The sequence below is a fragment of the Pseudomonas entomophila genome, assembly GCF_018417595.1.
GTDB lineage: Bacteria > Pseudomonadota > Gammaproteobacteria > Pseudomonadales > Pseudomonadaceae > Aquipseudomonas > Aquipseudomonas entomophila_C.
This window is the reverse complement of record NZ_CP070982.1, coordinates 4,948,872-4,973,964: the sequence shown is the minus strand read 5'-3', so window position 1 is coordinate 4,973,964 and position 25,093 is coordinate 4,948,872. Positions and strand designations below refer to the sequence as shown.

The window sequence follows — 25,093 nt, the reverse complement described above, 5'->3', positions numbered from 1 at the left end:
GTTGTGGGCGAGAGGGCCAGCCACAGAATCTTCAGCGCCTATCAGATCGAGCGCCGCCCGCGCGGCGCATCGCGGATGAATCCGCTCCTACATTTGTTGCAACGTGCCGCACCTGCAAGGCCATGGTTGCCTGCCTTGGCGCATGGCGTGAGCCGAGCGGGGCGGCGGCAGCGCCGAGGGTGTCAGAAATTTTGTGTTCGGGCATAACATGAGTAAGAGGTGCATGTATGCCAACCAAAAAGAAACCCTTGCGTGACCTGCCCAAAATCCCCAAAGAGCTGCTGGAGCAGTTCGGTGAGGGCCTGATGACCGCAGAAGCTATCGAGGATGCCTCTGCGGCGTTCAAGAAGGCCCTGATCGAACGCGCTCTGCATGCCGAGCTTGGCCACCACCTGGGCTATCCGCCGGGCGCGCAGCGCCCAGAGGATGAAACCAACCAGCGTAACGGCAAGAGTGGCAAGACGGTTTTAACGGGGGATGGCCCACTGCGGCTGGAAATTCCTCGCGATCGAGACGGCAGTTTTTCGCCCATTCTGATCCCCAAGCACGAGCGGCGGTACACCGGTTTCGATGACAAGATCATCGCCATGTACGCCCGTGGAATGACGGTCAGAGAGATCCGAGCCTTTTTGTCCGAGCAGTATGGAACAGAGGTCTCACCCGACTTCATCAGCTCTGTGACAGACGAGGTCATGGACGAGATTGGCGCGTGGCAACAGCGGCCACTGGAGCCGATGTACCCGGTCATTTTCTTCGATGCACTGCGGGTGAAGATCCGCGAAGAGGGCCTGGTGCGCAACAAGGCCATTTACCTGGCCCTGGGCGTCCTCCCCGACGGGACGCGGGATATCCTGGGCATCTGGATCGAGAACACCGAGGGCGCGAAGTTTTGGATGAAGGTCTTTAACGATCTCAAGACGCGCGGTGTCGAAGATGTGCTGATTGCCGTGACCGATGGCCTCAAAGGTATGCCAGAGGCTCTCAGTGCCGTGTTTCCAGAGACGACGTTGCAAACGTGCATCGTGCACCTGATCCGCAACAGCCTCGACTTCGCGGCCTGGGACAAGCGGCGGGCTCTGGCCAAGGAGCTGAAGCCGATTTACCAAGCCATTAATGCTGAAGCGGCTGAGCAAGCACTCGATGAGTTTGAGAACGGGCCGTGGGGCGAGAAATATCCAACGGTGGTGGCTGCCTGGAGACGCGCCTGGGATCGAGTGATTCCATTTTTCGTCTTCCCACCGGCCATCAGAAAGGTGATTTACACCACCAACGCCATCGAGAGCATCAACGCCCAGCTACGCAAGGTCATCAAGACTCGCGGGCATTTCCCGAATGATGACGCAGCGACCAAACTGATTTGGCTGGGATTGCGCAACATAACAGCCAATTGGGGAAAACCGGCCCATGATTGGAAAAGCGCGATGAATCAATTTGCGATTCTGTACGGAGATCGGTTCATCAGGCCGACCTGGTGAGAATCAGGGCCTGCCTGACGGCAGGCCGTTACCGGCCCGCACACAAAAAATCTGACAGTCCCGCAGCGCCAGCCGAAAAACCGCGTCGTGCCCACAAGGCGAACAACCATGGCCTATCGGTCATGGCCACGTTGCAACCGATGTAGGAGCGGATTCATCCGCGATGCGCCGCGCGGGCGGCGCTCGATTTGCGCACCACTACAAATCTTCAGGCGGGCACCTGCTCGTCATCACCAGGCCAGCGGCTGAAATCATCAACCGCTGATCCCACATCCCCCTCAGAACTCAACCGACGTCTGCACATACAACGTCCGTGGTTCCCCCACGTACTTGCCCTTGTTGTTGTCATCAAACGAACGGGTGTAGTACTCGCGGTTGAACAGGTTCTTCACCCCCACCGCCACCTTCAAGTTCGACAATTGCGGCCCAAAGTCGTACCCGGCACGGGTGCTCACCAGCATGTAGCCCGGAATGCGGCCGGTGCTGCCATCAGCGCTCTCGGCGGCGGTGTTGGCGTTGTCGGCGTACTGGCTGCTCTGGAAGCTGCTGTCCAAGTTCAACTGCCACGGGCCTTCGGTGTAACCCACGCCCAGCGTGCCTTTGTGGCGCGACGAGAACGGCACCTGGTTGCCCTTGTTCGGCCCATCCTCACGGATGGTGGCGTCGACGAAGGCATAGCCGGCATGCACGTCGAAACCTGCCAACGCCGGGCTCAGGCCGTCGAGGGCGTAGCGCACGCTGGTCTCGATGCCCTGGTGGCGGGTTTCGCCGCGGGCGATCACCGAGTCGTTGGTCTGGTTGCTTTCGTACTGGTTGTCGAAGTTGATCAGGAAGGCGCCGATCTCGGCCTGCAGGTCGCCATTGTCGTAGCGGGTGCCGACCTCCCAGGTGCGCGCCTTCTCCGGCTTCACTTCGCCGCTGCTGACGCGGTTGGGCATCTGGCTGTACTGCACGCTGCCAAACGAGCCTTCGGTGTTGGCGTAGAGGTTCCAGCTGTCGGTCAGGTGGTACATCACGTTCAACGCCGGCAGCGCGGTGTTGTAGCTGCCCTGGTAGCGCTGGCCATTGAGCTTGTTGCTCTGCTCGGAGTCGATCATCTCGTAGCGCACGCCGGGGGTGATGGTCCAGCGGCCGATGTCGATGCGGTCGTCCAGGTAGATGGCGTGGGCTTCGGTGCTGCCGCGGGTGTCGCGGTCGTTGCGGCTGGCGGTGGTGGGCAGGGCGCCGTTGACCGGCTCGCGGAAGCGCAGCTCGTGGCCGGCTTCGTTGACGTAGCGGTAGCCGATGCCCAGCTCGTGCCAGCTGTCGCCCAGGGCCAGGCCCTGCGAGAAGCGGGTCTCGATGCCGCGCACCCAGTACTCGCGCGGCGACAGCGAGACGAAGCTGCCCTGGTCGAGGTAGCCGCTGCGCAGGGTCTTGGTGAAGAAACTGTTGACGCTGAACTGGCGGTCGTCCTGCTTGTAGTCGTAGCCGAAGTTGAACAGCGTGCGGCGGCCCCAGAACTTGTCTTTCAGGCGGGTCGACTGGTACGGGTCGGCGTCGAAGGCGGCAGTGCTCAGGCCACCAGGCATTTCGGCTTCGCCCTCGTAGTACTGGGCCATGGCATGCAGGCTGTTGGCGTCGTCGAGCTGCAGCTTGCCCTTGAGCATCAGGTCGTCGATCTGCGTGTCGCTGTGTTCGCGCCAGTCGCTGCCCCGGGTGCCGGAGTAGAGCAGGGCGCCGCCCAGGCCGTTGGCGTTGGTGCCGCCGACCAGCAGGTTGGCGCTGTTCTTCAGGCCATCCTGGCTGGACGAGGGGCTGACCTGGTTCTGCATCGCCGCCTTGAAGGTGGCCTCTTCGGGGATGGCGCGGGTGACGAAGTTGACGATGCCGCCGACGTTCTGCGGGCCGTAGCGCACCGCGCCGCCGCCGCGCACCACGTCCACCGCGTCCATGTTGCCCAGGCTGATGGGGGCCAGCGACAGCTGCGGCTGGCCGTAGGGGGCGAAGGGCACCGGGATGCCGTCCATCAGCACGGTGGAGCGCGAGGCCAGGCGCGGGTTGAGGCCGCGGATGCCGAAGTTCAGCGCCAGGTCATGGCTGCCGGTGCCGTTGTTCTCGGGGGCGTTGACCCCGGGGATGCGGTTGAGCACTTCGCGGGCGCTGCTGGCGCCGCTGCGCTCGAAGTCTTCACGGCGGACCACGTCGCGGGCGCCGGGGTGTTCGAAGACGTTGTCCTGGCGGGCCTCGGCCAGCCAGTCGCCGACCACGGTCGAGGCGCCCAGCTCGACGGCCGTGCCGTTGCCGCCAGTGGGCTGCGGTTGCAGGCTGTAGGCGTTGTCGGTCTCCCGGCGGGCTTGCAGGCCGCTGCCGCGCAGCAGCGCGTCGAGGCCCTGGCCGACCTCGTATTGCCCCTCCAGGCCCGGGCTGTTCAGGCCCTGGGTGATGGCCGGGCTGAACGAGATCAGCGCGCCGCTTTCGCGGCCGAACTGGTTCAGGGCCTGTTCCAGGGTGCCGGGGGCGATGTGGTAGGCGCGGGGTTCACCGGCCAGGGAGAACGGCGCGGCGAGGATAAGGGCGAAGGCGAGCGGGCTGGGGCGCAGGGGCATGGGGCGGAGGTCCTGTGACGAGGGGGTCTGCCTTCTCTGTCACGCGAGGGTCAGGAAATGGCTCAGGTTGGGTCAGAAAAGTTTCAGGTTTTTGGCTGGAGGGCTCAGGCCCGCTCCCACAGGAGGGGACAAACCAAGGAGCACCGGCTTATGCCGACTCGATATTCACCCAGTAGCGGGTGAAGCGCCGCACCCGTACCGGCAGCGCCACTTCGAGCATGTCGAGGATCCGCTCGCTGTCTTCCAGCGGATACGAGCCGGAGATCCGCAAGTCGGCCACTCGCTCGCTGCAAGCGAGCTGCCCGAGCCGGTAGCGCGACAACTCGGCGAGAAAATCCGTCAGGCGCATCTGCGACACCACCAGCATGCCGTCCACCCAGGCCGCGCGGTTGGGGTCCAGGGGCGCGATGGCCTGCCAGCCACCTCGGGCAAAACGGGCCTGGTGCCCGGCCAGCAAGGGTTGGCCGGCGACGCTGGCTTGGCCGCTGAATACCGAGACCAGGCTGAAACCATCGAACTGGCGCACGTCGAAACGACCACGGGCCAGGTGCAGCTCGCCTTCAGCGGTGCGCACGCGCAGCGGTCGGGGTTCCTCGACTACGTCGAGCAACAACTCGCCTTCGCGCAGGCGCACCAGGCGCTGCTGGCTGTCGAAGCGCACGTCGGCAGCACTGCGTGTATTCAGGTGCAACTGGCTGCCGTCGTCGAGGGTCAGGCGGCGACGCCGGCCCACCGGGCTGCGGTAGTCGGCCATCAGCCCGGGCAGCGGATTGTGCTGTTGCAGGCCAAGCCCGGTGGCGCTGGCCACGCCCACCAGCAGCAGGGCCTTGAGCGCCCGGCGTCGCGCTGCGGAGGGCGGTGCCTGCAGGGTGGCGTGGACCACCGGCGAGGCGACGCCGCGCAGGCGCTGGTTGACCTGCTGGATATGCGCCCAGGCGCGCTGGTGCTCGCTGTCGGCCTGCAACCAGCGCTCCAGGGCCTGGCGCTGCTGCTGGTCGAAGGCGTCGCCTTGGGATTCGATCAGCCAGTGCACCGCCTGCTCGGCGATTTGTGGCGAGAAGCTGGTGTTCACAGGGCGAAGTAGCAGCGCAGGGCTGCCTTGTTCAGGTAGCGCTTGACGGTGGCCAGCGAGATGCCCAGCTCGCGGGCGATCTCGCCCTGGCCCAGGCCATCGACCTGGGCCAGCAGGAAGGCGCGCTTGACCAGCGGCGCCAGGCCGTCGAGCAGGCGGTCGAGTTCGAGCAGGGTGGCGAAGATGATCGCCTTGTCCTCTTCGCTCGGCGCCACTTGCTCGGGCACCTGGGCCAGGGCCTCGAGGTAGGCGCGCTCCAGCTCCTGGCGGCGGAAGTGGTTGCACAGCACGCGCTTGGCCACGGTGGTGAGGAATGCGCGGGGCTCGATCAGCTGTGGCGTCTCGCGGGCCTGGAGCAGGCGCACGTAGGTGTCCTGGGCCAGGTCGGCGGCGCTCTGCGGGCAGCCCAGGCGCCGGCGCAGCCACCCGGTCAACCAGCTGTGGTGGGCGACATAGAGGCCTTCGACGGTGGATGAGAGAGCGCTGGGCACCGATGCGACTCCGGCGCTGGCTAGCGCAACTGGAAGTAAGAATTGTTCGCATTGTATTCATGCGGCCGGTGTTCGGCAATTGCTGGCGACGCAAGGAGGGTTGGCGCGGGTGGGATCCTTGTAGGAGCGGCTTCAGCCGCGATCAAGCCAACACGGTGCAGGGCACCCGCTTCGCGGGTGATCGCGGCTGAAGCCGCTCCTACAGGTCCGACAGGGGTTTTGCTTATGAGAATTGAAATCATTACTATTGCATCCCCGTTCCCCGGACCTCCATCATGACCCGCAAAGCCGCCGGCCTCTCCCTGAGCTACCGCCTGGCCGTGACCTCACGCAGCCTGGCCGCGCTGCTGGGCGGCTACCTGCTGGCGTCCATGGCCAGTGTCTGCATCACCCTGTTGGCACCCATGAGCCAGGTGGACGCGACCATGACCGGCATGATGCTGTCGTTCATGTTCTACCTGCTGGCCTTCCTCTGGTGCTTCGCCTGCCGCAGCGCCTGGCGCGCCTGGCTGGGGGTGTTGCTGCCGAGCGTGCTGCTGGGGGTGATCAACGGTCTGGCCTACTGGATGAAACAGCCATGAAAGAAGGCTTCCGCCAGGCCATGGCCTGGCTGCACACCTGGACCGGCCTGATCTTCGGCTGGTTGCTGTTCGCGATCTTCCTGACCGGCACGCTGTCGTACTTCAAGGATGAGATCAGCCACTGGACCCAACCGGAAATCCGCAGCCACGCGCTCGATCCCGCAGCCAGCCTGGCGGCGGCGCAACGCTACCTGGAGGCCAATGCCGGGCATGCCAACGGCTGGTTCATTCGGCTGCCCAGCGAGCGCGAGGCAGCGCTGAGCGTCGGCTGGCGCGACCCCGAGGCCGGTGGGCGACGGGGCTTCGTCAGCAAGACGCTGGATGCCCGCAGCGGCCAGGAGGTCGAGGCCCGCGACAGCCGGGGCGGCGAGTTCTTCTACCGTTTCCACTTCCAACTGCAGATGCCGCACCCCTGGGGCCGTTGGCTGGCAACCTTCTGCGCGTTCATCATGCTGCTCGGGTTGGTCACCGGGATCATCACCCACAAGAAGCTCTTCAAGGAGTTCTTCACCTTCCGCCCGGGCAAGGGCCAGCGCTCCTGGCTCGACGGGCACAACGCCATCGGCGTGCTGGTGCTGCCGTTCCACCTGATGATCAGCTACAGCAGCCTGGTGATCTTCATGTACATGGTGATGCCGGCCAGCATCATGGCCAGCTACGGCGACAGCAACCGCTACTTCAACGATGTGTTCGGCCGCGACGAGGTGCCCAAGGCGGCGGCCCAGGCCGCGCCGCTGGTGCCGTTGGGCGAACTGTACGGCAAGCTGCAGGCCCAGGCGCCGGGCGCGCGCCTGGGCTTTATCCAGGTGCAGAACCCCGGCGACCGGAACGCCCGCGTCACCTTCAACCGGGCTTCGTCCGACAGCGTGGCCTACCGGCGCAGCGCCAACTGGACCTTCGACGGCGTCAGCGGCGCGCTGCTCACCCAGGGCGCGCCGGAAAGCGCGGCGATGTTGACCTCGTTCACCTTCGTCGGCCTGCACATGGGCAACTTCGCCGGGCCCTGGCTGCGCTGGCTGTACTTCGTCTTTGGCGTGGCCGGCACCGCGGTGATCGGCACGGGCCTGGTGATGTGGCTGGGCAAGCGCCAGCTCAAGCACGCCAAGAGTGCGCGCATGCCGGGCGAGCTGCGCCTGGTCGAAGTACTCAATATCGCCAGCATGAGCGGCCTGCTGCTGGGCGTGGCGGCGTTCTTCTGGGTCAACCGTCTGGTACCGGCGACGCTGGAAGGGCGCGCCGACTGGGAGATCAACGGGTTCTTCCTGGCCTGGGGTCTGTCGTTGCTGCACGCGATGCTGCGCCCCGGGCGCCGTGCCTGGGGTGAACAGCTGGCGCTGGGTGCGCTGGCATTCGCCCTGTTGCCCTTGCTCAACGCGCTGACCACGGGCCAGGGGCTGAACCATGCCATCGCCGTGGGCGACTGGGCCATGGCTGGTTTCGACCTGACTGCGCTGGGCACCGGGCTGTTCCTGGCCTGGGCCGCCGGCAAGATGTTGCGCGCGCCCATGCCGGTGACCAAGCGTGCGCCGCGTGCCGCGAAAGCGGTGGAGGCGAGCGGATGCTGAGTGTCGCGCTGATCGGTTTCGCCGGTTTTGCCGGGCTGTGCCTGGCCATGGAAAAGCATTTCAACGAGCTGCTCGGGCGCAAGCCCACGGCTGTTCAACTGCGCGCCTTGCGCTTCGGTGGCTGGGCCTTGCTGCTGTTGTCGCTGGTGCTGGCCGTGCACGGGCGTGGCTGGGCGCTGGGGCTGGTGGAGTGGCTCGCCGTGCTGATGGCCGGGGTCACCGTCTGGGTGTTCGGCCTGCCGTATCAACCTCGCCTGTTGCTGGGGCTGGCGGCGGCGAGCCTGCTGCTCGGCCCGGTGCTGGCCTTGCTGGCGGTGTGACAGCTTGAGCGAGCCGGGGGAGGTGATCGACGCCGAGGCCGATGGCACTGGCCGGGCGCGCTTCGTCCAAGTGTTCCTGGCCCAGCGGGCGCGCATGGAGGCGCTGGTGAGCCGGCGCATCGGTTGCTGCGCCACGGCCTCGGACCTGGTCCAGGACCTGTTCCTGCGCTTCTGGCGCCGCCCCGAGGTCAAGGTCGAGGCCCTCGACACCTACCTGCTGCGCAGCGCCGGCAACCTGGCCATCGACTACCTGCGCAGCGAAGGCTCGCGTGATCGCGCCGCCGAAGGCCTGCATATCAACGACGACAAGCCGGACACCCAGGCGCCCGAGCAGGCGCTGGAAGCTGTCCACGACCTGCAGCGCATCGAGTCGGCCCTGCACGCCTTGCCCGAGCGTACCCGCCAGATCTTCCTGCTCAACCGCATCCACGGCTGCACCTACGGCGAGATCGCCAAGGCCATGCAGCTGTCCCAGAGCGCCGTGGAAAAGCATATGATGCGCGCCCTCGAAGCGTGCAAGGCAAGTGTCGCCGAAGCCGCACCCCCATCGCGCCGGCCAGGGAGCGCCCGTCGATGAATGTTGAACAGCCGATCACCACCGAGCAGTCCCAGGCGGCCCTGCGTTGGCTGGGGCGGATCAATCAGCAGGCCGAGCAGGCGCACAGCGCGGCGTTCAAGCGCTGGCTCATGGAGGCCCCCGCCCATCGCCGTGCCTACGCCGAGGCCGAGGCCCTGTGGCGCCTGAGCGAAGCCCCGGCGGCACGCCTGGCCGCCGAAGAGCAGGGCAGCCTGCGCCAGTACCTGGAGGCGATGCAGAGGCCGCAGCGTACTGCCCATTGGCGCCGTTTCGCCGTGGCTGCCTGCCTGGTGCTTGGGGTGGGCAGCGTGGCGGGGTGGCATCCACAGGCCTGGCTGCAGGACCTGCGCGCTGACTACAGCAGCGGCGAGCAGCCGCGCCAGGTGACCCTGGCGGATCGCTCGGAGCTGACCCTGGATGCTGGCAGCGCGGTGGCCGTGGACTTCGACCATGGCGAGCGGCGGGTGCTGCTATTGCGGGGCGCGGCGTTCTTCGAGGTGACCCATACCGGGCAGCCGTTCCTGGTCGAGGCCGCTGGTGGCGAGGTGCGTGTGCTGGGGACGCAGTTCGAAGTCCGCGAGCAGGGCGCCGGGGCCCAGGTGACCGTGCGCAGTGGGCGGGTGGCGGTGACGGCGGGCGAAGGGCAGCAGGCCCGGGAGCTGACTGCCAACCAGCAACTGGCCTACGCCGAGGGCGTGGCGGGTGGTATCGAGGCGGTGGACAGCGAGGGGCGGCTGGCGTGGCGCCAGGGCTGGCTGAATTACTACCAGGTGCCGCTGGGGCAGGTGGTCGAGGACCTGGGGCGTTACTACCCGGGGCGGATCCTGTTGCTCGATGGCGAGTTGGCGCAGCGCAAGGTCAGTGGCAGTTTCCCGGTGGCGCAGCCGCTGGCGGCGTTGGATTCGCTGGGCAAGGTGCTGGGCTTCGAGCGGCGGACGGTGCTGGGGCGGGTTACGGTGCTGCGTTGAACGTTGTCGGAGCGACAGCCTTGTGTTGATCGTTCTGGCCTCTTCGCCGGCAAGCCGGCTCCTACGAATGTGGACTGCCCCCAAAGGTTGGAGCGGTATCCAAAAATCCAGAAGGCAGCGCCGTACCTGTAGGAGCCGGCTTGCCGGCGAAGAGGCCGGTGAAGAAAAAATCGAGAAAGTGATGAGGTATCCCCCCACGGCATCCGTGTAGTGAGTGGAAGTGCGATTCATTCGCAAATGTTTACCCCTCTCACAGGTCAGCGTCCATGAAGTTCACCCCGCGTTGCGTTCCTCTCTGGTTCGGCCTTTGCACCTTGCCCGCCCTGGCCCTGGCACCCCAGGCCCTGGCCGAGCAGCAGCGCCAGGCCTATGCCTTCGCCCAGCCGAGCCAGCCGCTGGCCCAGGCGCTCAATGCCTTCAGCCGGGTCACCGGGCAAAGCGTGGTCTACACCCTGGAACTGCCGCAGCAACAGGCGCCCGCGCTCAATGGCACGTTCAGCGCCGAGCAGGCCCTGCAGCAATTGCTGGGCAATGCTGGCCTGGCCTGGCGCCGCCTCGACGCCCGCACCCTGACCCTGGAACCTGTCGACACGTCCGGCGCGCTGAACCTGCAGGCCACCACCATCAACTCGCAGATGGACGACTACAGCTACCAGCCGCCGGCCAGCGCCTCGATCATGCGTGGCCAGGGTTCGACCCTGGACATCCCCCAGGCGATCAACGTGGTCCCCGCCCAGGTGATCCGCGACCAGGCGCCCCGCAACCTCGATGACGCGCTGTACAACGTCAGCGGCATCACCCAGGGCAACAACTTCGGTGGCACCGCCGACACCGTGATGAAGCGCGGCTTCGGCGACAACCGCGACGGCTCGATCATGCGCGACGGCATGCCAGTGGTGCAGGGCCGCGCGCTCAATGCCAGCACCGAGCGGGTGGAAGTGCTCAAGGGCCCGGCGTCGCTGCTGTATGGCATCCAGGACCCAGGCGGGGTGATCAACGTGGTCAGCAAGCGCCCGCAATTGCAGCAGTACAACGCCGTCACGCTGCGCGGTTCGACCTACGGCAGCGGCAAGAACGGCAGCGGTGGCGGCCTCGACAGCACCGGCGCGCTGGGCGACAGCCCGTTCGCCTACCGGCTGATCGTCGACCATGAAGACGAGGACTACTGGCGCAACTACGGCGTGCACCGCGAGTCGCTGGTGGCGCCGTCGCTGGCCTGGTACGGCGAGGACACGCAGGTGGTGCTGGCCTACGAGCACCGCGAATTCCTCTCGCCGTTCGACCGTGGCACGGCCATCAGCAACCGCACCAACCACCCGCTGGACATCCCCGCCACGCGGCGCCTGGACGAGCCGTTCAACGACATGGAAGGGCGCTCCGACCTGTACCGCCTGGAGCTCGATCACCAGCTCGCCGACGACTGGAAACTGCATGTCGGCTACAGCTTCAACCGTGAAACCTATGACGCCAGCCAGGTGCGTGTGACCGGCGTCAACGACGCGCGTGGCACGCTCACCCGCAGCATCGACGGCACCCATGGCGCCATGAGCCGCGACCAGTTCGCCACCTTCAGCCTCAACGGCAGCGTGCAACTGGCGGGGATGCAGCATGACGTGCTGGTGGGTGTCGACCATGAGGACCGCAAGGTCTACCGCGCCGATTTGATCCGCCAGGCCAGCCGCTCGACCTTCAGCTATCTCGCCCCGGTGTACGGCCGCGAAGTCGAAGGCAGCACCGTGCGCGCCAGCGACAGCGACCAGACCGACAAGCTGCGCACCGACGCGCTGTTCTTCCAGGATGCCCTGCACCTGGACGAGCACTGGATCCTGGTGGCGGGCGCGCGCCTGCAGCAGTACGACCAGTACGCCGGCCGTGGCCGCCCGTTCAGTGCCAACACCGACACCCGCGACCGCGCCTGGGTGCCCCACGCGGGCGTGGTGTACAAGGTGGACGAGCAGCTGTCGTTCTATGGCAGCTACAGCGAGTCGTTCAAGCCCAACTCCAGCATTGCGCCATTGACCGGCGGGCTGGTGCTGGACGCGTCAGTCGCCCCGGAAGAGGGCAAGTCCTGGGAGCTGGGGGCCAAGCTCGACATGCCCGGGCGGCTCTCCGGCACCCTGGCGCTGTTCGATATCACCAAGCGCAATGTACTGGTGTCCAACTTCGATACCAACACCGGCGAAACGTTGTACAGCAATGCGGGTGAGGTGAGCTCCCGTGGCGTCGAGCTGGACCTGGCCGGCCAGCTCAGCGAGCGCTGGAGCCTGATCGGCGCCTATGCGTTCACCGATGCCGAGGTGACCAAGGACCCGGACCTCCAGGGCAACCGCTTGCAGAACGTTGCCCGCCACAGCGGCTCGCTGTCGGCGGTGTACGACTACGGCAGCCTGTTCGGTGGCGATCGCCTGCGCCTGGGGGCCGGTGCCCGCTACGTGGGGGAGCGTGCAGGGAACGCGACCAACGACTTCGACCTGCCGGCCTACACCGTCGCCGACGCTTTCGCCAGCTACGAGACCCAACTCGACGAGCACAAGGTGCGCTTGCAACTGAACGTGAAGAACCTGTTCGACAAGGTGTACTACAGCTCGGCGGTGAACCGGTATTTCGTGGCGATCGGCGATGCGCGGCAGGTGAGCCTGTCGAGTACCTTCGAGTTCTAGATCGCGGGGACCGCGTTGCGGTCCTTTCGCGACACAAGGCCGCTCCCACAAAAGACGGCGATCTCCTGTGGGAGCGGCCTTGTGTCGCGAAAGGGCCGCGACGCGGCCCCAGGATCAACTGGCGAACGCAGCCCGATAGTCCCCTGGCGTCGCCCCCAGCGCCTGCCTGAACCGGTTGCTGAAATGGCTGGCGCTGGCGAACCCGCACAACAACGCCACCTGCCCCAGCGGCAGGTCGCCCAGGCGCAGCAATTCGCAGGCCCGGTGCAAACGCCTGGCCAACAGGTACTGATGCGGCGGCAGGCCGAAACTGGCGCGGAACATCCGGGCAAAGTGGTATTCGGAGAGGTTGCAGCGCAACGCCAGCTCGCCAAGGGTCAGCGGCTGGTCGAGGTGGGTCTCGATGTACTCCACCAACTGCCGGCGCAGATGCGGCGCCAGCCCGCCCTTGAGCTTCAACCCCTCGCGCAACCCGGCCTGGTGCAGCACGGCGTGGTCGATGATGGCGTGGGCCAGGCTGCTGGCCAGCAGGCGTTCGCCGGGCTCGGCCCAGTCCAGGTGAATCAGCTGGTGGAAGCGCCGGGCCTGCTGCGGGTCGTCGAGGAAGGTTTCTTCGCGCAGTTGCATCTCGCGGGGTTCGCGGTCGAGCAGGCGGGTGCAGCCGAGGGCGAACTGTTCCTCGCTGATGTACAGGTGGGCCAGGCGGATCGAGCCGTTGATCACCCAGTTCGACTCATGGCCGGCGGGCATGACGCACAGTTTGTCCGGCGCGCCTTTGTCGGCCGGGCGCTGGCGGCGGAAGGTGCCTGTGCCTTCGGCGATGTAGCACGACAGGGTGTGGTGGCTGGGGGCCTGGTAGTCGCGGGCGTCGTGGCGGTTGCTCCACAACGCCGCCGCCAGCCCGTCGCCCAGGTGCGCGCTCAGCTCCAGCTTGGCGTGGGGCGAGGCGTTGAGGGCGTTGAAGACCTGCAGGTGATCGAGTGGGGGCATGGGCGACTCCTCTGGCGCCCATCGTACTGCGCGCGAGACGGGCTGGCAGCTACCTGGGGTGGAAAAGCGCAAGTTTGTGCAAGCGGGTGATGATTGCAGCCGCGCAGACTGATTGCCTTGCGAGGGCTGGCGCCCTCGATTGCAGGCTTCGCCAGCTCCCACAAGGTTAGCGGTGGGAGCTGGCGAAGCCTGCGATGGGCCGCACCGCGGCCCCAGGTCAAACCTGTCCGAGGACCTCAGCATGAACCTGTCGCTCTACCTGCTCACCGTCCTGATCTGGGGCACCACCTGGATCGCCCTGAAACTGCAGCTGGGCGAGGTCGCCATCCCGGTGTCGATCGTCTACCGCTTCGCCCTGGCCGGGCTGATCCTGTTCGCCTTCCTGCTGCTCACCCGCCGCCTGCAACCGATGAACCGCCGCGGCCACCTGGTGTGCCTGGCCCAGGGGTTGTGCCTGTTCTGCGTCAACTTCATGTGCTTCCTCACCGCCAGCCAGTGGGTCGCCACCGGTCTGATCGCCGTGGTGTTCTCCACCGCCACCTTGTGGAACGCGATCAACGCGCGGATCTTCTTCGGCCAGCGCATCGCCGCCAACGTGCTGGCCGGCGGGGCTTTGGGCTTGCTGGGGTTGGGCTTGCTGTTCTGGCCGGAGCTGTCGCACCACGCCGCCAGCCGCGAGACCCTGTACGGCCTGGGGCTGGGGTTGCTCGGCACGTTGTGCTTCTCGGCGGGCAACATGCTGTCCACGGTGCAGCAGAAGGCCGGGCTCAAGCCCATGACCACCAATGCCTGGGGCATGGTGTACGGCGCCTCGATGCTGGCGGTGTATTGCCTGGTCAACGGCATTCCGTTCGGCATGGAATGGAATGCCCGCTACATCGGCTCGCTGTTGTACCTGGTGATCCCGGGCTCGGTGATCGCCTTTACCGCCTACCTGACCCTGGTCGGGCGCATGGGGCCGGAGCGGGCAGCGTACTGCACGGTGCTGTTCCCGTTGGTGGCGCTGAACGTATCGGCGGTGGCCGAGGGGTACCAGTGGACGGCGCCGGCGTTGCTGGGGTTGGTGGCGGTGATGGCGGGGAATGTGCTGGTGTTTCGCAAGCCCAAGGTCAGGACTGAGGCCGTGGCGTTGGCACGTTGAATGACGGATGGCACCCTGGACGAGTGCATCGGGCGGATCTACCAGGAGACCAAGCACCGGCGGCATCCCTGCTGATCGCTATCTCCCGGTCAACCGCAATACCCCTGTAGGCGCCAGCTTTGCTGGCGAACAGTGCCGCGCACAGATCCGAGGTCTGCGTCAGCCCTGGTTCGCCAGCAAGGCTGGCTCCTACAAGGTAACGCGCTTCAGTGCTTCCACACCTGTGGGTTCACCAGGTCCCGTGGCCGCTCACCCAGCAGCGCCGCGCGCAGGTTATCCAGCGCCCGGTTGGCCATGGCCTCGCGGGTCTCGGCGGTGGCCGAGCCGATGTGCGGCAGGGTTAGCGCGTTGGGCAGCTTGAACAGCGGCGAATCGCTCAGCGGTTCCTTCTCGTACACATCCAGCCCGGCACCGCGAATCGTGCCGTTCTGTAGCGCCTCGACCAGCGCCGCCTCGTCCACAACCGGCCCACGGGCGACGTTGACCAGGAACGCACTGGGCTTCATCAGCTTCAGTTCACGGGCGCCGATCAGCTTGCGGGTGGCGTCGGACAGCGGCACCACCAGGCAGACGAAATCAGCTTCGCCCAGCAGCTCGTCCAGGCTGCGGAACTGCGCGCCCAGTTCCTGCTCCAGCGCGGCCTTGCGGCTGTTGCCGGTGTACAGCACCTGCATGTTGAAACCGAAACGGCCACGGCGGGCGATGGCCGCGCCGATGTTGCCCAGGCCGACGATGCCCAGGGTCTTGCCGTGCACGTCGCTGCCGAAGTGCGCCGGGCCCACGGTGGCCTGCCACTGGCCGGCCTTGGTCCAGGCGTCCAGCTCGGCGGTGCGCCGGGCGCAGCCCATGATCAGGGCGAAGCCCAGGTCGGCGGTGCTTTCGGTGAGCACGTCGGGGGTGTTGGTCAGGGCGATGCCGCGTTCGTTGAAGTAGTCCAGGTCGTAGTTGTCGTAGCCCACCGAGACGCTGGACACCACCTCCAGCTTGCCCGCGCCTTCGAGCTGCGCGCGGCCGAGCTTGCGGCCCACGCCGATCAGGCCGTGGGCTTCGGGCAGGGCTTCGTTGAACTGGGCGGTGATGTCGCCGAGCTTGGGGTTCGGCACGATCACGTTGAAGTCTTGCTGCAGGCGTTCGGCCATGGCCTGGGTGATGCGGCTGAAGGCCAGGACGGTCTTTTTCATCGGGCTGCTTCTCTGCAAGGCGGGAGGACGGAGTCGGGCGCAGAGGGGGCCGCGTTGCGGCCCATCGCGGATAAATCCGCTCCCACAGGTTTTCTGTAGGAGCGGATTTATCCGCGATGGAGGGCGAAGCCCTCCCATGGCCCTGTCTGCCAGACGCTGGATTCAATGGTTAGCAACCTACCATTGTCCCCACCCCCAATGCAGCCGCTTTTTTCAGTTGGCGATCAGCACCTGGTGGGTCTTCAGGTCAGCCTCATGGGCGGCAAGAATCTCCGGCAGCGAATTGCGCAGGTACTCGACCCAGGTCTTGATCTTGGCATCCAGGTACTGGCGCGACGGGTAGATCGCGTACAGGTTCAGCTCCTGCAGGCGGTACTCCGGCATGATCCGCACCAGGCTGCCGTCGCGCAGGCCATCGATGGCCGAGTAGATCGGCAGCACGCCCACCCCCATGCTGCTGCGGATCGCGGTCTTCATCGCGTCCGCCGAGTTCACCTGGAACGGCGAGCTGGTGATGTTGACCATCTCCTGGCCTTCCGGGCCGTCGAACAGCCACTTCTCCAGCGGGATCACCGGGCTGACCATGCGCAGGCAGGCGTGCTTGAGCAGGTCGGCCGGCTTGTGCGCGGTGCCGTGGCGGGCCACGTACTCGGGCGAGGCGCAGACGATGCTGTAGGTGATGCCCAGGCGCTGGGAGACGAAGCCTGAGTCGGGCAGCTCGCTGGCCAGCACGATGGATACGTCGTAGCCCTCGTCCAGCAGGTCTGGCACGCGGTTGGCCATGGTCAGGTCGAAGGTGACGTCCGGGTGCGACTCGCGGTAGCGGGCGATGGCGTCGACCACGAAGTGCTGGCCGACCCCGGTCATCGAATGCACCTTCAGCTGCCCGGCAGGGCGGGCGTGGGCGTCGCTGGCCTCGGCCTCGGCTTCTTCCACGTAGGTAAGAATCTGTTCGCAGCGCATCAGGTAGCGCTTGCCGGCCTCGGTCAGCGCGATGCGCCGGGTGGTGCGGTTGAGCAGGCGGGTTTGCAGATGGGCTTCCAGGTTGGAGACCGCCCGCGACACGTTCGCGGTGGTGGTGTCCAGTTGCGCCGCGGCAGCGGTGAAGCTGCCGAGCTGGGCCACGCAACTGAAAGCACGCATGTTTTGCAGGGTGTCCATGGGTCACTCTCGGTTTAGAGGACAAAATTGTGACATGAAGTAACGGAGTTTCGCCTCCGACTAAAGCCGGATTATCGCTGTTTTGGTAACAAAGATTCGCAGGATTATGCGCTTATCGCCAGTGCGGGCGGCCCCTAGAATTGCCCGGCCCCTCCACCTCTTCCTCGGGAAATCGCAGCTGTGCCGCGTCGCCACATCAGAGCGCTCCATGCGTTCAGTGCCTGTGCCCTTTGTCTCACCTTGAGCGGCTGTATCGGAACCTGGGGCATCGCCCCGCAAAGCAAGACACTCCAAGCCAACCAATTGACCACCGACGACGCGATCCGCGAGGCCGCGCGCGACGCCCACTGGCCGGCCCAGCAGTGGTGGCGCGCCTATGGCGACCCGCAGCTCGACGCCTGGGTCGCCCAGGCGCTGGCCGGCAGCCCGAGCATGGCCATGGCCGCCGCGCGGGTGCGGGAAGCCAAGGCGATGGCCGGCGTGGTCGAGTCGGCGGAAAAGCTGCAAGCCAATGGCAATGCCACGCTCAAGCGCCACAACTGGCCGGAGGATCAGTTCTACGGCCCCGGCGCGCTGTCCGGCGCCAACACCTGGGACAACAACGCCGCCATCGGCTTCAGCTACGCGCTGGACCTGTGGGGCCGCGAGCGCAATGCCAGCGAGCAGGCCGTGGACCAGGCGCACATGAGCGTCGCCGAGGCGCGCCAGGCCCAGCTGGAGCTTGAGAACAACGTGGTGCGCGCCTACATCCAGCTCAGCCTGCATTACGCCCGGCGCGATATCGTCCAGGCCGAGCTTGCGCAGCAGGAGCAGATCGTCGCCCTGGCCAAGCGTCGCCTCGAGGGCGGCATCGGCACTCATTTCGAGGTCAGCCAGGCCGAGGCGCCACTGCCGGAAACCCACCGGCAGATCGACAGCCTCAACGAAGAGATCGCCCTGGCCCGCAACCAACTGGCGGCGCTGGCCGGCAAGGGGCCGGGGGAGGGCGCGAAGCTGCAACGCCCGACCCTGACCCTTGGCGCGCCGCTGAAACTGCCGTCGAACCTGCCCGCCGAACTGGTCGGCCAGCGCCCCGACGTGGTCGCCAGCCGCTGGCAGGTGGCGGCTCAGGCCCGGGGTATCGATGTGGCCCATGCCGGCTTCTTCCCCAACGTTGACCTGGTCGGCAGCCTCGGCTTCATGGCCACCGGTGGCGGTCCGCTGGAGTTCCTCACCGGGCGCAAGTTCAACTACAACGTGGGGCCTGCCATCAGCCTGCCGATCTTCGACGGCGGTCGCCTGCGCTCGCAGCTGGGCATGGCCTCGGCGGGCTATGACGTGGCCGTGGCGCGCTACAACCAGACGGTGATCGGCGCGCTGAAGAACATCTCCGACCAGTTGATCCGCCGCGAGTCGATGAAGGAGCAGGCGCACTTCGCCGCTGAAAGCGTGGCCGCCGCGCAGAAGACTTACGACATCGCTACCGTCGCCTTCCAGCGTGGCCTGACCGACTACCTCAACGTGCTCAATGCCCAGACCCTGCTGTTCCGCCAACAGCAAGTGCAGCAACAGGTGCAGGCCGCACGCCTGACCGCCCACGCCGAACTGGTCACCGCCCTGGGCGGTGGCCTGGAGGCGGGCAAGGATGTGCCGGCCGAAGAGCGTCAGGCCGTACCGAAAACGCCGGCCACCCTGGCCATCTTCGACCAGCCGGACCACGCCGAATGAGCACACTGAGCTTGCCCCTGCGCTGGCTGCAGAGCCTGGAATGGCGCCGGGGCTTCTTCGCCTGGGCGCGCACCGACGGGGTCACCTGGGTCTATATCTTCAAGGTGCTGGCCGCCGCGTTCATCACCCTGTGGCTGGCCATGCGCCTGGAACTGCCGCAGCCGCGCACGGCGATGATCACCGTGTTCATCGTCATGCAGCCGCAGAGCGGCCATGTGTTCGCCAAGAGCTTCTACCGGGTGCTGGGGACGCTGGCCGGTTCGGCGATGATGATCGCGCTGATCGCCATCTTCCCGCAGAACACCGAGCTGTTCCTGCCCAGCCTGGCGCTGTGGGTCGGCCTGTGTTCGGCGGGGGCCATGCGCTACCGCACCTTCCGCGCCTATGGCTTCGTGCTGGCCGGCTATACGGCGGCGATGATCGGCCTGCCGGTGCTGCAGCACCCCGACCAGGCGTTCATGGCGGCGGTGTGGCGGGTGCTGGAGATCGCCTTGGGGATCCTCGTCTCGACCTTCGTCAGCGCCGCGATCCTGCCGCAGTCGGCCAGTGCCGCCATGCGCAACGCACTGTACCAGCGCTTCGGCGTGTTCGCCGGGGTGGTGGTCGAGGCCTTGCGTGGTGACAGCCAGCGCGACCGCTTCGAAACCAGCAACGTGCGCTTCGTCGCCGAGGCGGTGGGCCTGGAGAGCCTGCGCAATGTCACCGCCTTCGAAGACCCGCACATGCGCCGGCGCTCGGGCCGGCTGGTGCGCATGAACAGCGAGTTCATGGCCATCACCACGCGCTTCAACGCCCTGCACCGGTTGCTGGAGCGCCTACGTGCCCGTGGTCCGTTGCAGATCGTCGGTGCCATCGAGCCTGGCCTGGAAACCCTGGCGCAGTTGCTGCAGCCTTACGTGGGCCGGGCGTTGACCGATGCCGACGCCTTGCGCCTGGCGTTGGAGCTGGGCACCTACAAGGAAGGCCTGCAGGCCCAGGTCCGCAGCCTGCGCGCCGAGTACCTGGAGACCAACCCCAGCGAGTCCGACCTGCTCGATTTCCACACCGCCTTCGAGCTGCTCTATCGCTTCGTCGACGAGATGTACAGCTACGCCGAGACCCATGCCTCGCTGGCCGTGCACAAGCACGAGCGCGAACAATGGGACGAGCCCTACGTGGCCCAGACCAGCTGGCTGGTGTCGCTGGCCGCCGGTGTGCGCGCCTCGGCGGTGCTGTTGCTGCTGGGCAGCTACTGGCTGCTCAGCGACTGGCCCAGCGGCGCCATGATGACCCTGATCGCCACGGTCACCGTGGGCCTGTCGGCAGCCTCGCCGAACCCCAAGCGCATGTCGTTCCAGATGGCCTGCGGCACGGCGATCGGCGCGTTCATCGGGTTCTTCGAGACCTTCTTCGTGTTCCCCTGGATCGACGGTTTCCCGCTGCTGTGCATGGTGCTGGCGCCGGTGTTCGTGCTGGGTGCGTTCCTCGCCTCGCGCCCTGCCTATGCCGGTTACGGCCTGGGCCTGCTGGTGTTCTTCGCCATCGGTTCGGTGCCGAACAACCTGACGGTCTACGACCCCTACACCTTCATCAACGACTACATCGGCATGGTCATCGGCATGTTCGTCTGCGCCGCGGCCGGGGCGATCATCCTGCCGCCCAACAGCCGTTGGCTGTGGAGCCGCCTGGAACAGGAACTGCGCGAGCAGGTGCTGTTCGCCATCGGCGGGCGTCTGCGCGGGTTGGGCTCGGCGTTCGAGAGCCGCACCCGCGACCTGCTGCACCAGGCCTACGGCCTGGCGGCCGGCAAGCCGCAGGTGCAGAGCGAACTGATGGGCTGGATGTTCACCGTGCTGGAGATCGGCCACGCGATCATCGAGCTGCGCAAGGAGCAGGCCCGCGCGCCGGTGCACCCGGCCTACGCCGAGTCGCAGCCCTGGCGCCAGGCCATCCGCGTGATGGGCCGGGCCCTGGCGCGGCTGTTCCTGCAGCCCAGCGCCAGCAACCACGAGCGCGCCCTGGTGGCGGTGGACCACGCCATCAGCCGCGTGCAGGCCACCGACGAACCCTTCGCCCGGCACTTCGACACCTCGGTGCTGCGCCGGGCGCAGAGCTATTTGCACTTCATCCGTTCCTCCCTGCTTGACCCACAGTCGCCTTTGGTACCGGCGAAAGGATTGCACGATGTTCCGTGAAACCATGCCCCGTGAGATCGCCTTCCATGGCGTGTACATGCCCACCATGACCTTGATGTTCCTGTTCGCCCTGGGCCTGGCCTGGGGCCTGGACCGGTTCATCGCCAGCCATGATGGTTATCGCTTCTTCTGGCACCCGGCGCTGCTGCGCCTGAGCCTGTTCGTCTGCCTGTTCGGCGCCCTGGCGCTGTCGCTCTACTGGTGAGAATCCTTCGATGAAAAAGTTCTTCAGCCTGATCGCCACCCTGCTGGTGCTGAGCGCTGCCGTGGTGATTGGCCGCCAGTTGTGGCTGCACTACATGACCACGCCGTGGACCCGCGACGGCCGGGTGCGCGCCGATATCATCAACGTCGCCGCCGACGTGCCGGGCTATGTGGTGGATGTGCCGGTCAAGGATAACCAGCGGGTGAAGAAGGGCGATGTGCTGATCCGCATCGACCCCGAGCACTACCAACTGGCGGTGGACCAGGCCAAGGCACTGGTGGCTTCGCGCAAGGCCACCTGGGAGATGCGCAAGGTCAACGCCAAGCGCCGTGCCGATATGGACAACCTGGTGATCTCGAAGGAGAACCGCGACGACGCCAGCAACATCGCCGACTCGGCGCTGGCCGACTACCAGCACGCCCAGGCCCAGCTGGCCGCCGCCGAGCTGAACCTCAAACGCACGCAGATCGTCGCCACCGTCGATGGCTACGTGACCAACCTGAATATCCACAAGGGTGACTACGCCCGCACCGGCGAGGCGGTGATGGCGGTGGTGGATGAGCAGTCGTTCTGGGTGTATGGCTTCTTCGAGGAGACCAAGCTGCCCCATGTGAAAGTGGGTGATGTGGCCGAGTTGCAGATGATGAGCGGCGAGCGCATCAAAGGGCATGTGGAGAGCATCGCCCGGGGTATCTACGACCGCGACAACCCGCAAAGCCGCGAGCTGATCGCCGATGTGAACCCGACCTTCAACTGGGTGCGGCTGGCGCAGCGGGTGCCGGTGCGGATTCACATCGACGAGGTGCCGGAGGGGTTCCTGCTGGCGGCCGGGACCACGTGCACGGTGGTGGTCAAACCAAGCGAGGGCTGATGCTGACCGCGGCACCTACCAATACCGGCACATCGATCCGGTCGATCACCTTGGCACTGATCGACGGATCCAGCAGCCGCCCCAGCCGCGACAGGTGGCGGTGGCCCATGATGACCAGCTCGCACTCCAGTTCCCCAGCCTTGGCGATGATGGCCTCCACCGGCTGATCGGCAACCAGGCAGCCCAGGCTGTCGAACCCGGCTTCGCGCAGGGTGTGCACGGCGCTTGCCACAGCGCGTTCGGCCAGTTGCTGTTCATCGCAGGCGGCGGGGTACTCTTCCTGCTCTTCTTCGGTATAGGCGCTGGGGTGGCCGTGCACGGCGAAGGTCGGGTCGATGGCCAGTAGCACGTGCAGGGTGTGTTCGCCCGGGCGGCAGTAGCGGCGGGCGAGGTCGAGCAGGGTGTGGCTGGCGGGGGAGGCGTCGATGGCGATCAGGACCGGGCGGGGCATGGGGATTCCTTGAACAGGGCTGGCGGGTGTGCTGGCTGTGCCCGCGAAGAGGGCCACGCCATTCTTGATGCATTCCACGCTCGAATAAATGGCCCCCCACGCACGGTGCCATTGCGCCTGACGCAATCCAGCAACCTGATACCATCGCGTTTCCCACAGCTGTCACGGAAAACGGCCATGCAACTCCCGGACATGAACCTGCTCGTCGCCCTCGATGCCCTGCTCGATGAGGGCAGCGTGGTCGGCGCCGCCCAGCGCATGAACTTGAGCCCGGCAGCCATGAGCCGCACCCTCGGGCGCATCCGCGAGGCCATGGGCGACCCGATCCTGGTGCGCGCCGGCCGTGGCCTGGTGCCGACGCCCCGGGCGCTGGCCCTGCGCGACCAGGTGCGGGCGCTGGTGGAACAGGCCGGGCTGGTGTTCCGCAGCGGCGACGAGGTCGACCTGCCGAACCTCGACCGTGCTTTCAACATTCGCACCAACGACCTGTTCATCGCCCTCTATGGCGCTCGCCTGCTGCACATGATGCTCGCTCAGGCGCCGAATACCGTGCTGCGCTTCGTCCCCGAGCACCAGGGCGACGACGACCTGGTACTGCGCCATGGGCAGATCGACCTGGTGGTCAGCTCGAGCATCGAGCTGGGGCCAGAGATCAAGGTGCAGAGCCTGTTCGACACCTGGTTCGTCGGGCTGGCGCGGGCGGACCACCCGATCTTCGACGCTGCGATCACCCCGGAGCGTTTTGCCCTGTACCCGCAGATCAGCGTGTCGCGGCGCGGGCGGGCCAACGGGCCGATCGACGTGGAACTGGGCAGCCATGGCGTGCAGCGGCGGGTGGCGTTGATCACGCCGAGTTTCCATTCGGCGATGTTCTCGCTGCCCGAATCGGATTTGATCCTGCCGATGCCGGCGAACATCCTGGGCAGCGTGAAGAAGTTCGGCCTGCCGCTGCGTTCGTTCGAAATTCCGGTGCCGTTGGAGAAAGTACGGGTGATGCAGGCCTGGCACCCACGCTTCGACAACGACCCGGCGCACCGCTGGTTGCGCCAGACCATGCGCGCCTGCTGCGCGAGTGAGCCTTGAGTATCACTTGAGACTTGCAGGGCCCTGTAGGAGCGGCTTAAGCCGCGAAAGGGCTGCATGGCAGCCCCAGGATTTCAGCGTTGATGCAATGATCGCCGGGGCCGCGTTGCGGCCCATTCGCGGCTAAAGCCGCTCCTACAGGCAGGCACCGCAGATATCCTGACGATTGCGTCTGACGCAACATAAACCTGCCGACAAGTCAGTTTTCGTCAGCATTCGACCTTCTTAGACTTCTCCCAGCCCTGAATTTGTTGCTGGAGATGTCTACCCATGAATTCCCTGACCGCGCCTTCCGCCGCGCTGGCCGCCGCTCCCGCGCCGGCCGCCCCTGCGCAGACGGCATTCGGCCTGCGGGTGGTGGTGGGGCTGTTCGGCGTGTTGCTGGCGGTGCTGTGCGCCGGGCTCAACGAGGCGGTGACCAAGATTTCCCTGGGCGACATCCGCGGCGCCATGGGCATCGGCGCCGACGAGGGGGCCTGGCTGCTGGCGGTGTACAGCGCCGCCTCGGTCTCGGCCATGGCCTTCGCGCCCTGGCTGGCCACCACCTTCTCGTTGCGCCGCTTCACCATGAGCGCTGTCGGCCTGTTCGCCGTGCTGGGCCTGATCCAGCCCTTCGCCCCCGACCTGCACAGCCTGATGCTGCTGCGCGTGCTGCAAGGTTTCGCCTCGGGCGCCTTGCCACCGATGCTGATGAGCGTGGCGCTGCGCTTCCTGCCGCCGGGCATCAAGGTCTATGGCCTGGCCTGCTATGCCCTGACCGCCACCTTCGGGCCCAACCTCGGCACGCCGCTGGCGGGCCTGTGGACCGAGTACGTCGGTTGGCAGTGGGCGTTCTGGCAGATCATCCTGCCGTCGCTGCTGGCGATCTTCTGCGTCGGCTGGGGCCTGCCCCAGGACCCGTTGCGCCTGGAGCGTTTCAAGCAGTTCGACTGGCGCGGCGTGCTGCTCGGCCTGCCGGCGATCAGCGGCATCGTCCTCGGGCTGTCGCTGGGCGACCGCTGGGGCTGGTTCGATTCACCATTGATCTGCTGGCTGCTCGGCGGTGGCCTGCTGTTGCTGGTGCTGTTCCTGTACAACGAGTGGTCCGAGCCACTGCCGTTCTTCCAGCTGCGCATGCTGACCCGGCGCAACCTGAGCTTCGCCCTGCTGACCCTGGCCGGCGTGCTGATCGTGCTGTCGGGCGTGGGCAGCATCCCGTCGGCGTACCTGGCGCAGATCCAGGGCTACCGCCCGGCGCAGACCAGCCCGCTGATGATGCTGGTGGCCATGCCGCAACTGATCGCTTTGCCGTTGACCGCGGCACTGTGCAACATCCGCGCGGTGGACTGCCGCTGGGTACTGGCCACCGGCCTGGCGATGCTGGCGGCCTCGTGCGTGGGCAGCAGCCTGCTGACCTCGCAGTGGATCCGTGGCGATTTCTACCCGTTCTACCTGCTGCAGGTGTTCGGCCAGCCGATGGCGGTGCTGCCGCTGCTGATGCTCTCCACCAACGGCATGACCCCGCAGGAAGGGCCGTTCGCCTCCGCCTGGTTCAACACGGTCAAGGGTTTGTCGGCGGTGATCGCCGGTGGCCTGCTCGATGCCTTGGGCACCGTGCGCCGGCATTTCCATTCCAACCACCTGGTCGACAGCCTGGGCAACGCGCCCCTGGTCGACGACAGCGCCGCTGGCCTGGCCAGGCGCATCCATGAACAGGCCCTGGTGCTGACCTCGGCCGACCTGTACCTGGTGATGGCGTGCTTCGCCATCGCCCTGATCTGCCTGATCCCCTTCGTGCCTACCCGGATCTACCCACCGCGTGCGGTGGCCTGAGCCCGTGGCTGAATTCGAGA

General features: G+C 66.4%; 21 protein-coding genes. 14 read left to right on the top strand and 7 right to left on the bottom strand.

Annotated features, from left to right (window positions below; translation table 11 throughout):
• The first annotated feature begins 227 nt into the window (after positions 1–227).
• A complete protein-coding gene (locus JYG34_RS21730) occupies positions 228–1,475 on the top strand; it encodes an IS256 family transposase (protein ID WP_213657248.1) in 1,248 nt (415 codons plus the stop codon).
• A gap of 278 nt (positions 1,476–1,753) precedes the next feature.
• Here the strand turns inward: JYG34_RS21730 and fecA are convergent, their stop codons facing one another.
• The 3 genes from fecA to JYG34_RS21715 all read right to left on the bottom strand — a co-directional run bounded on the left by fecA (position 1,754) and on the right by JYG34_RS21715 (position 5,626).
• Positions 1,754–4,063: a TonB-dependent Fe(3+) dicitrate receptor FecA gene (fecA, locus tag JYG34_RS21725; protein WP_213658277.1), complete on the bottom strand. Its 2,310-nt coding sequence runs from the start codon at positions 4,061–4,063 to the stop codon at positions 1,754–1,756.
• A 148-nt stretch (positions 4,064–4,211) separates the two neighbouring features.
• Positions 4,212–5,135, bottom strand: coding sequence for a FecR domain-containing protein (locus tag JYG34_RS21720; RefSeq protein ID WP_213658276.1), 924 nt, complete (start codon positions 5,133–5,135; stop codon positions 4,212–4,214).
• Positions 5,132–5,626 (bottom strand): sigma-70 family RNA polymerase sigma factor, encoded by a 495-nt coding sequence (locus JYG34_RS21715; RefSeq protein ID WP_011535618.1) that lies wholly within the window; start codon positions 5,624–5,626, stop codon positions 5,132–5,134. Before JYG34_RS21715 ends, JYG34_RS21720 begins: the two co-directional genes overlap by 4 nt.
• 275 nt (positions 5,627–5,901) lie before the next feature.
• Here JYG34_RS21715 and JYG34_RS21710 point away from each other — a divergent pair, with 275 nt between their 5' ends.
• The 6 genes from JYG34_RS21710 to JYG34_RS21685 all read left to right on the top strand — a co-directional run bounded on the left by JYG34_RS21710 (position 5,902) and on the right by JYG34_RS21685 (position 12,297).
• Positions 5,902–6,207: a DUF3649 domain-containing protein gene (locus JYG34_RS21710; protein ID WP_213658275.1), complete on the top strand. Its 306-nt coding sequence runs from the start codon at positions 5,902–5,904 to the stop codon at positions 6,205–6,207.
• Positions 6,204–7,772 carry a PepSY-associated TM helix domain-containing protein gene (locus JYG34_RS21705; protein ID WP_213658274.1) on the top strand — a complete coding sequence of 523 codons (1,569 nt, stop codon included), beginning with the start codon at positions 6,204–6,206 and terminating at the stop codon, positions 7,770–7,772. The genes JYG34_RS21710 and JYG34_RS21705 overlap by 4 nt, the downstream gene beginning before the upstream one ends.
• Positions 7,766–8,092, top strand: a complete 327-nt coding sequence (locus JYG34_RS21700; RefSeq protein WP_213658273.1) for a DUF3325 domain-containing protein — start codon at positions 7,766–7,768, stop codon at positions 8,090–8,092. Before JYG34_RS21705 ends, JYG34_RS21700 begins: the two co-directional genes overlap by 7 nt.
• A 4-nt stretch (positions 8,093–8,096) precedes the next feature.
• Positions 8,097–8,669 carry an RNA polymerase sigma factor gene (locus JYG34_RS21695; protein WP_213658272.1) on the top strand — a complete coding sequence of 191 codons (573 nt, stop codon included), beginning with the start codon at positions 8,097–8,099 and terminating at the stop codon, positions 8,667–8,669.
• A complete protein-coding gene (locus JYG34_RS21690; RefSeq protein WP_213658271.1) occupies positions 8,666–9,637 on the top strand; it encodes a FecR family protein in 972 nt (323 codons plus the stop codon). The genes JYG34_RS21695 and JYG34_RS21690 overlap by 4 nt, the downstream gene beginning before the upstream one ends.
• Before the next feature lie 266 nt (positions 9,638–9,903).
• On the top strand, positions 9,904–12,297 hold the full coding sequence (locus JYG34_RS21685; RefSeq protein WP_213658270.1) for a TonB-dependent siderophore receptor: 2,394 nt from the start codon (positions 9,904–9,906) through the stop codon (positions 12,295–12,297).
• A gap of 114 nt (positions 12,298–12,411) precedes the next feature.
• Here JYG34_RS21685 and JYG34_RS21680 read toward each other — a convergent pair whose 3' ends face one another.
• Positions 12,412–13,287 carry a helix-turn-helix domain-containing protein gene (locus JYG34_RS21680; protein WP_213658269.1) on the bottom strand — a complete coding sequence of 292 codons (876 nt, stop codon included), beginning with the start codon at positions 13,285–13,287 and terminating at the stop codon, positions 12,412–12,414.
• A gap of 241 nt (positions 13,288–13,528) precedes the next feature.
• Here JYG34_RS21680 and JYG34_RS21675 point away from each other — a divergent pair, with 241 nt between their 5' ends.
• A complete protein-coding gene (locus tag JYG34_RS21675) occupies positions 13,529–14,428 on the top strand; it encodes a DMT family transporter (protein WP_213658268.1) in 900 nt (299 codons plus the stop codon).
• Between the two features lie 206 nt (positions 14,429–14,634).
• On the opposite strand, the gene JYG34_RS21670 is transcribed toward JYG34_RS21675, so the two are convergent.
• Positions 14,635–15,609, bottom strand: a complete 975-nt coding sequence (locus JYG34_RS21670; RefSeq protein WP_213658267.1) for a 2-hydroxyacid dehydrogenase — start codon at positions 15,607–15,609, stop codon at positions 14,635–14,637.
• Between the two features lie 213 nt (positions 15,610–15,822).
• On the bottom strand, positions 15,823–16,770 hold the full coding sequence (locus JYG34_RS21665) for a LysR family transcriptional regulator (protein ID WP_011535608.1): 948 nt from the start codon (positions 16,768–16,770) through the stop codon (positions 15,823–15,825).
• Between the two features lie 180 nt (positions 16,771–16,950).
• Here JYG34_RS21665 and JYG34_RS21660 point away from each other — a divergent pair, with 180 nt between their 5' ends.
• The 4 genes from JYG34_RS21660 to JYG34_RS21645 are packed head-to-tail and all read left to right on the top strand — an operon-like array spanning position 16,951 to position 21,727.
• A complete protein-coding gene (locus tag JYG34_RS21660; protein WP_213658266.1) occupies positions 16,951–18,477 on the top strand; it encodes an efflux transporter outer membrane subunit in 1,527 nt (508 codons plus the stop codon).
• Positions 18,474–20,651, top strand: a complete 2,178-nt coding sequence (locus JYG34_RS21655) for an FUSC family protein (RefSeq protein WP_213658265.1) — start codon at positions 18,474–18,476, stop codon at positions 20,649–20,651. Before JYG34_RS21660 ends, JYG34_RS21655 begins: the two co-directional genes overlap by 4 nt.
• A 4-nt stretch (positions 20,652–20,655) precedes the next feature.
• Positions 20,656–20,856, top strand: a complete 201-nt coding sequence (locus JYG34_RS21650; RefSeq protein ID WP_008097766.1) for a DUF1656 domain-containing protein — start codon at positions 20,656–20,658, stop codon at positions 20,854–20,856.
• Positions 20,857–20,866: 10 nt separating this feature from the next.
• A complete protein-coding gene (locus JYG34_RS21645) occupies positions 20,867–21,727 on the top strand; it encodes an efflux RND transporter periplasmic adaptor subunit (protein ID WP_213658264.1) in 861 nt (286 codons plus the stop codon).
• Here the strand turns inward: JYG34_RS21645 and JYG34_RS21640 are convergent.
• Positions 21,708–22,178, bottom strand: a complete 471-nt coding sequence (locus tag JYG34_RS21640) for a universal stress protein (RefSeq protein ID WP_213658263.1) — start codon at positions 22,176–22,178, stop codon at positions 21,708–21,710. The two genes, JYG34_RS21645 and JYG34_RS21640, sit on opposite strands and share 20 nt — an antisense overlap.
• Before the next feature lie 177 nt (positions 22,179–22,355).
• On the opposite strand from JYG34_RS21640, the gene JYG34_RS21635 reads away from it, so the two are divergent.
• Both JYG34_RS21635 and JYG34_RS21630 read left to right on the top strand, forming a co-directional pair.
• Complete coding sequence (locus tag JYG34_RS21635) at positions 22,356–23,261, top strand: LysR family transcriptional regulator (RefSeq protein WP_213658262.1); 906 nt, start codon at positions 22,356–22,358, stop codon at positions 23,259–23,261.
• Positions 23,262–23,531: 270 nt separating this feature from the next.
• A complete protein-coding gene (locus tag JYG34_RS21630) occupies positions 23,532–25,073 on the top strand; it encodes an MFS transporter (protein ID WP_213658261.1) in 1,542 nt (513 codons plus the stop codon).
• The last annotated feature ends 20 nt before the right edge of the window (positions 25,074–25,093 follow it).

Bases quoted from the DNA above. Each gene is read 5' to 3' on its own strand.
- JYG34_RS21710 (WP_213658275.1), top strand. From the start codon at position 5,902: ATGACCCGCAAAGCCGCCGGCCTCTCCCTGAGCTACCGCCTGGCCGTG.
- JYG34_RS21730 (WP_213657248.1), top strand. From the start codon at position 228: ATGCCAACCAAAAAGAAACCCTTGCGTGACCTGCCCAAAATCCCCAAA.
- JYG34_RS21655 (WP_213658265.1), top strand. From the start codon at position 18,474: ATGAGCACACTGAGCTTGCCCCTGCGCTGGCTGCAGAGCCTGGAATGG.
- JYG34_RS21665 (WP_011535608.1), bottom strand. From the start codon at position 16,770: ATGGACACCCTGCAAAACATGCGTGCTTTCAGTTGCGTGGCCCAGCTC.
- JYG34_RS21650 (WP_008097766.1), top strand. From the start codon at position 20,656: ATGCCCCGTGAGATCGCCTTCCATGGCGTGTACATGCCCACCATGACC.
- JYG34_RS21630 (WP_213658261.1), top strand. From the start codon at position 23,532: ATGAATTCCCTGACCGCGCCTTCCGCCGCGCTGGCCGCCGCTCCCGCG.
- JYG34_RS21705 (WP_213658274.1), top strand. From the start codon at position 6,204: ATGAAAGAAGGCTTCCGCCAGGCCATGGCCTGGCTGCACACCTGGACC.
- JYG34_RS21680 (WP_213658269.1), bottom strand. From the start codon at position 13,287: ATGCCCCCACTCGATCACCTGCAGGTCTTCAACGCCCTCAACGCCTCG.
- JYG34_RS21640 (WP_213658263.1), bottom strand. From the start codon at position 22,178: ATGCCCCGCCCGGTCCTGATCGCCATCGACGCCTCCCCCGCCAGCCAC.
- fecA (WP_213658277.1), bottom strand. From the start codon at position 4,063: ATGCCCCTGCGCCCCAGCCCGCTCGCCTTCGCCCTTATCCTCGCCGCG.
- JYG34_RS21645 (WP_213658264.1), top strand. From the start codon at position 20,867: ATGAAAAAGTTCTTCAGCCTGATCGCCACCCTGCTGGTGCTGAGCGCT.
- JYG34_RS21675 (WP_213658268.1), top strand. From the start codon at position 13,529: ATGAACCTGTCGCTCTACCTGCTCACCGTCCTGATCTGGGGCACCACC.
- JYG34_RS21690 (WP_213658271.1), top strand. From the start codon at position 8,666: ATGAATGTTGAACAGCCGATCACCACCGAGCAGTCCCAGGCGGCCCTG.
- JYG34_RS21685 (WP_213658270.1), top strand. From the start codon at position 9,904: ATGAAGTTCACCCCGCGTTGCGTTCCTCTCTGGTTCGGCCTTTGCACC.
- JYG34_RS21635 (WP_213658262.1), top strand. From the start codon at position 22,356: ATGCAACTCCCGGACATGAACCTGCTCGTCGCCCTCGATGCCCTGCTC.
- JYG34_RS21700 (WP_213658273.1), top strand. From the start codon at position 7,766: ATGCTGAGTGTCGCGCTGATCGGTTTCGCCGGTTTTGCCGGGCTGTGC.
- JYG34_RS21670 (WP_213658267.1), bottom strand. From the start codon at position 15,609: ATGAAAAAGACCGTCCTGGCCTTCAGCCGCATCACCCAGGCCATGGCC.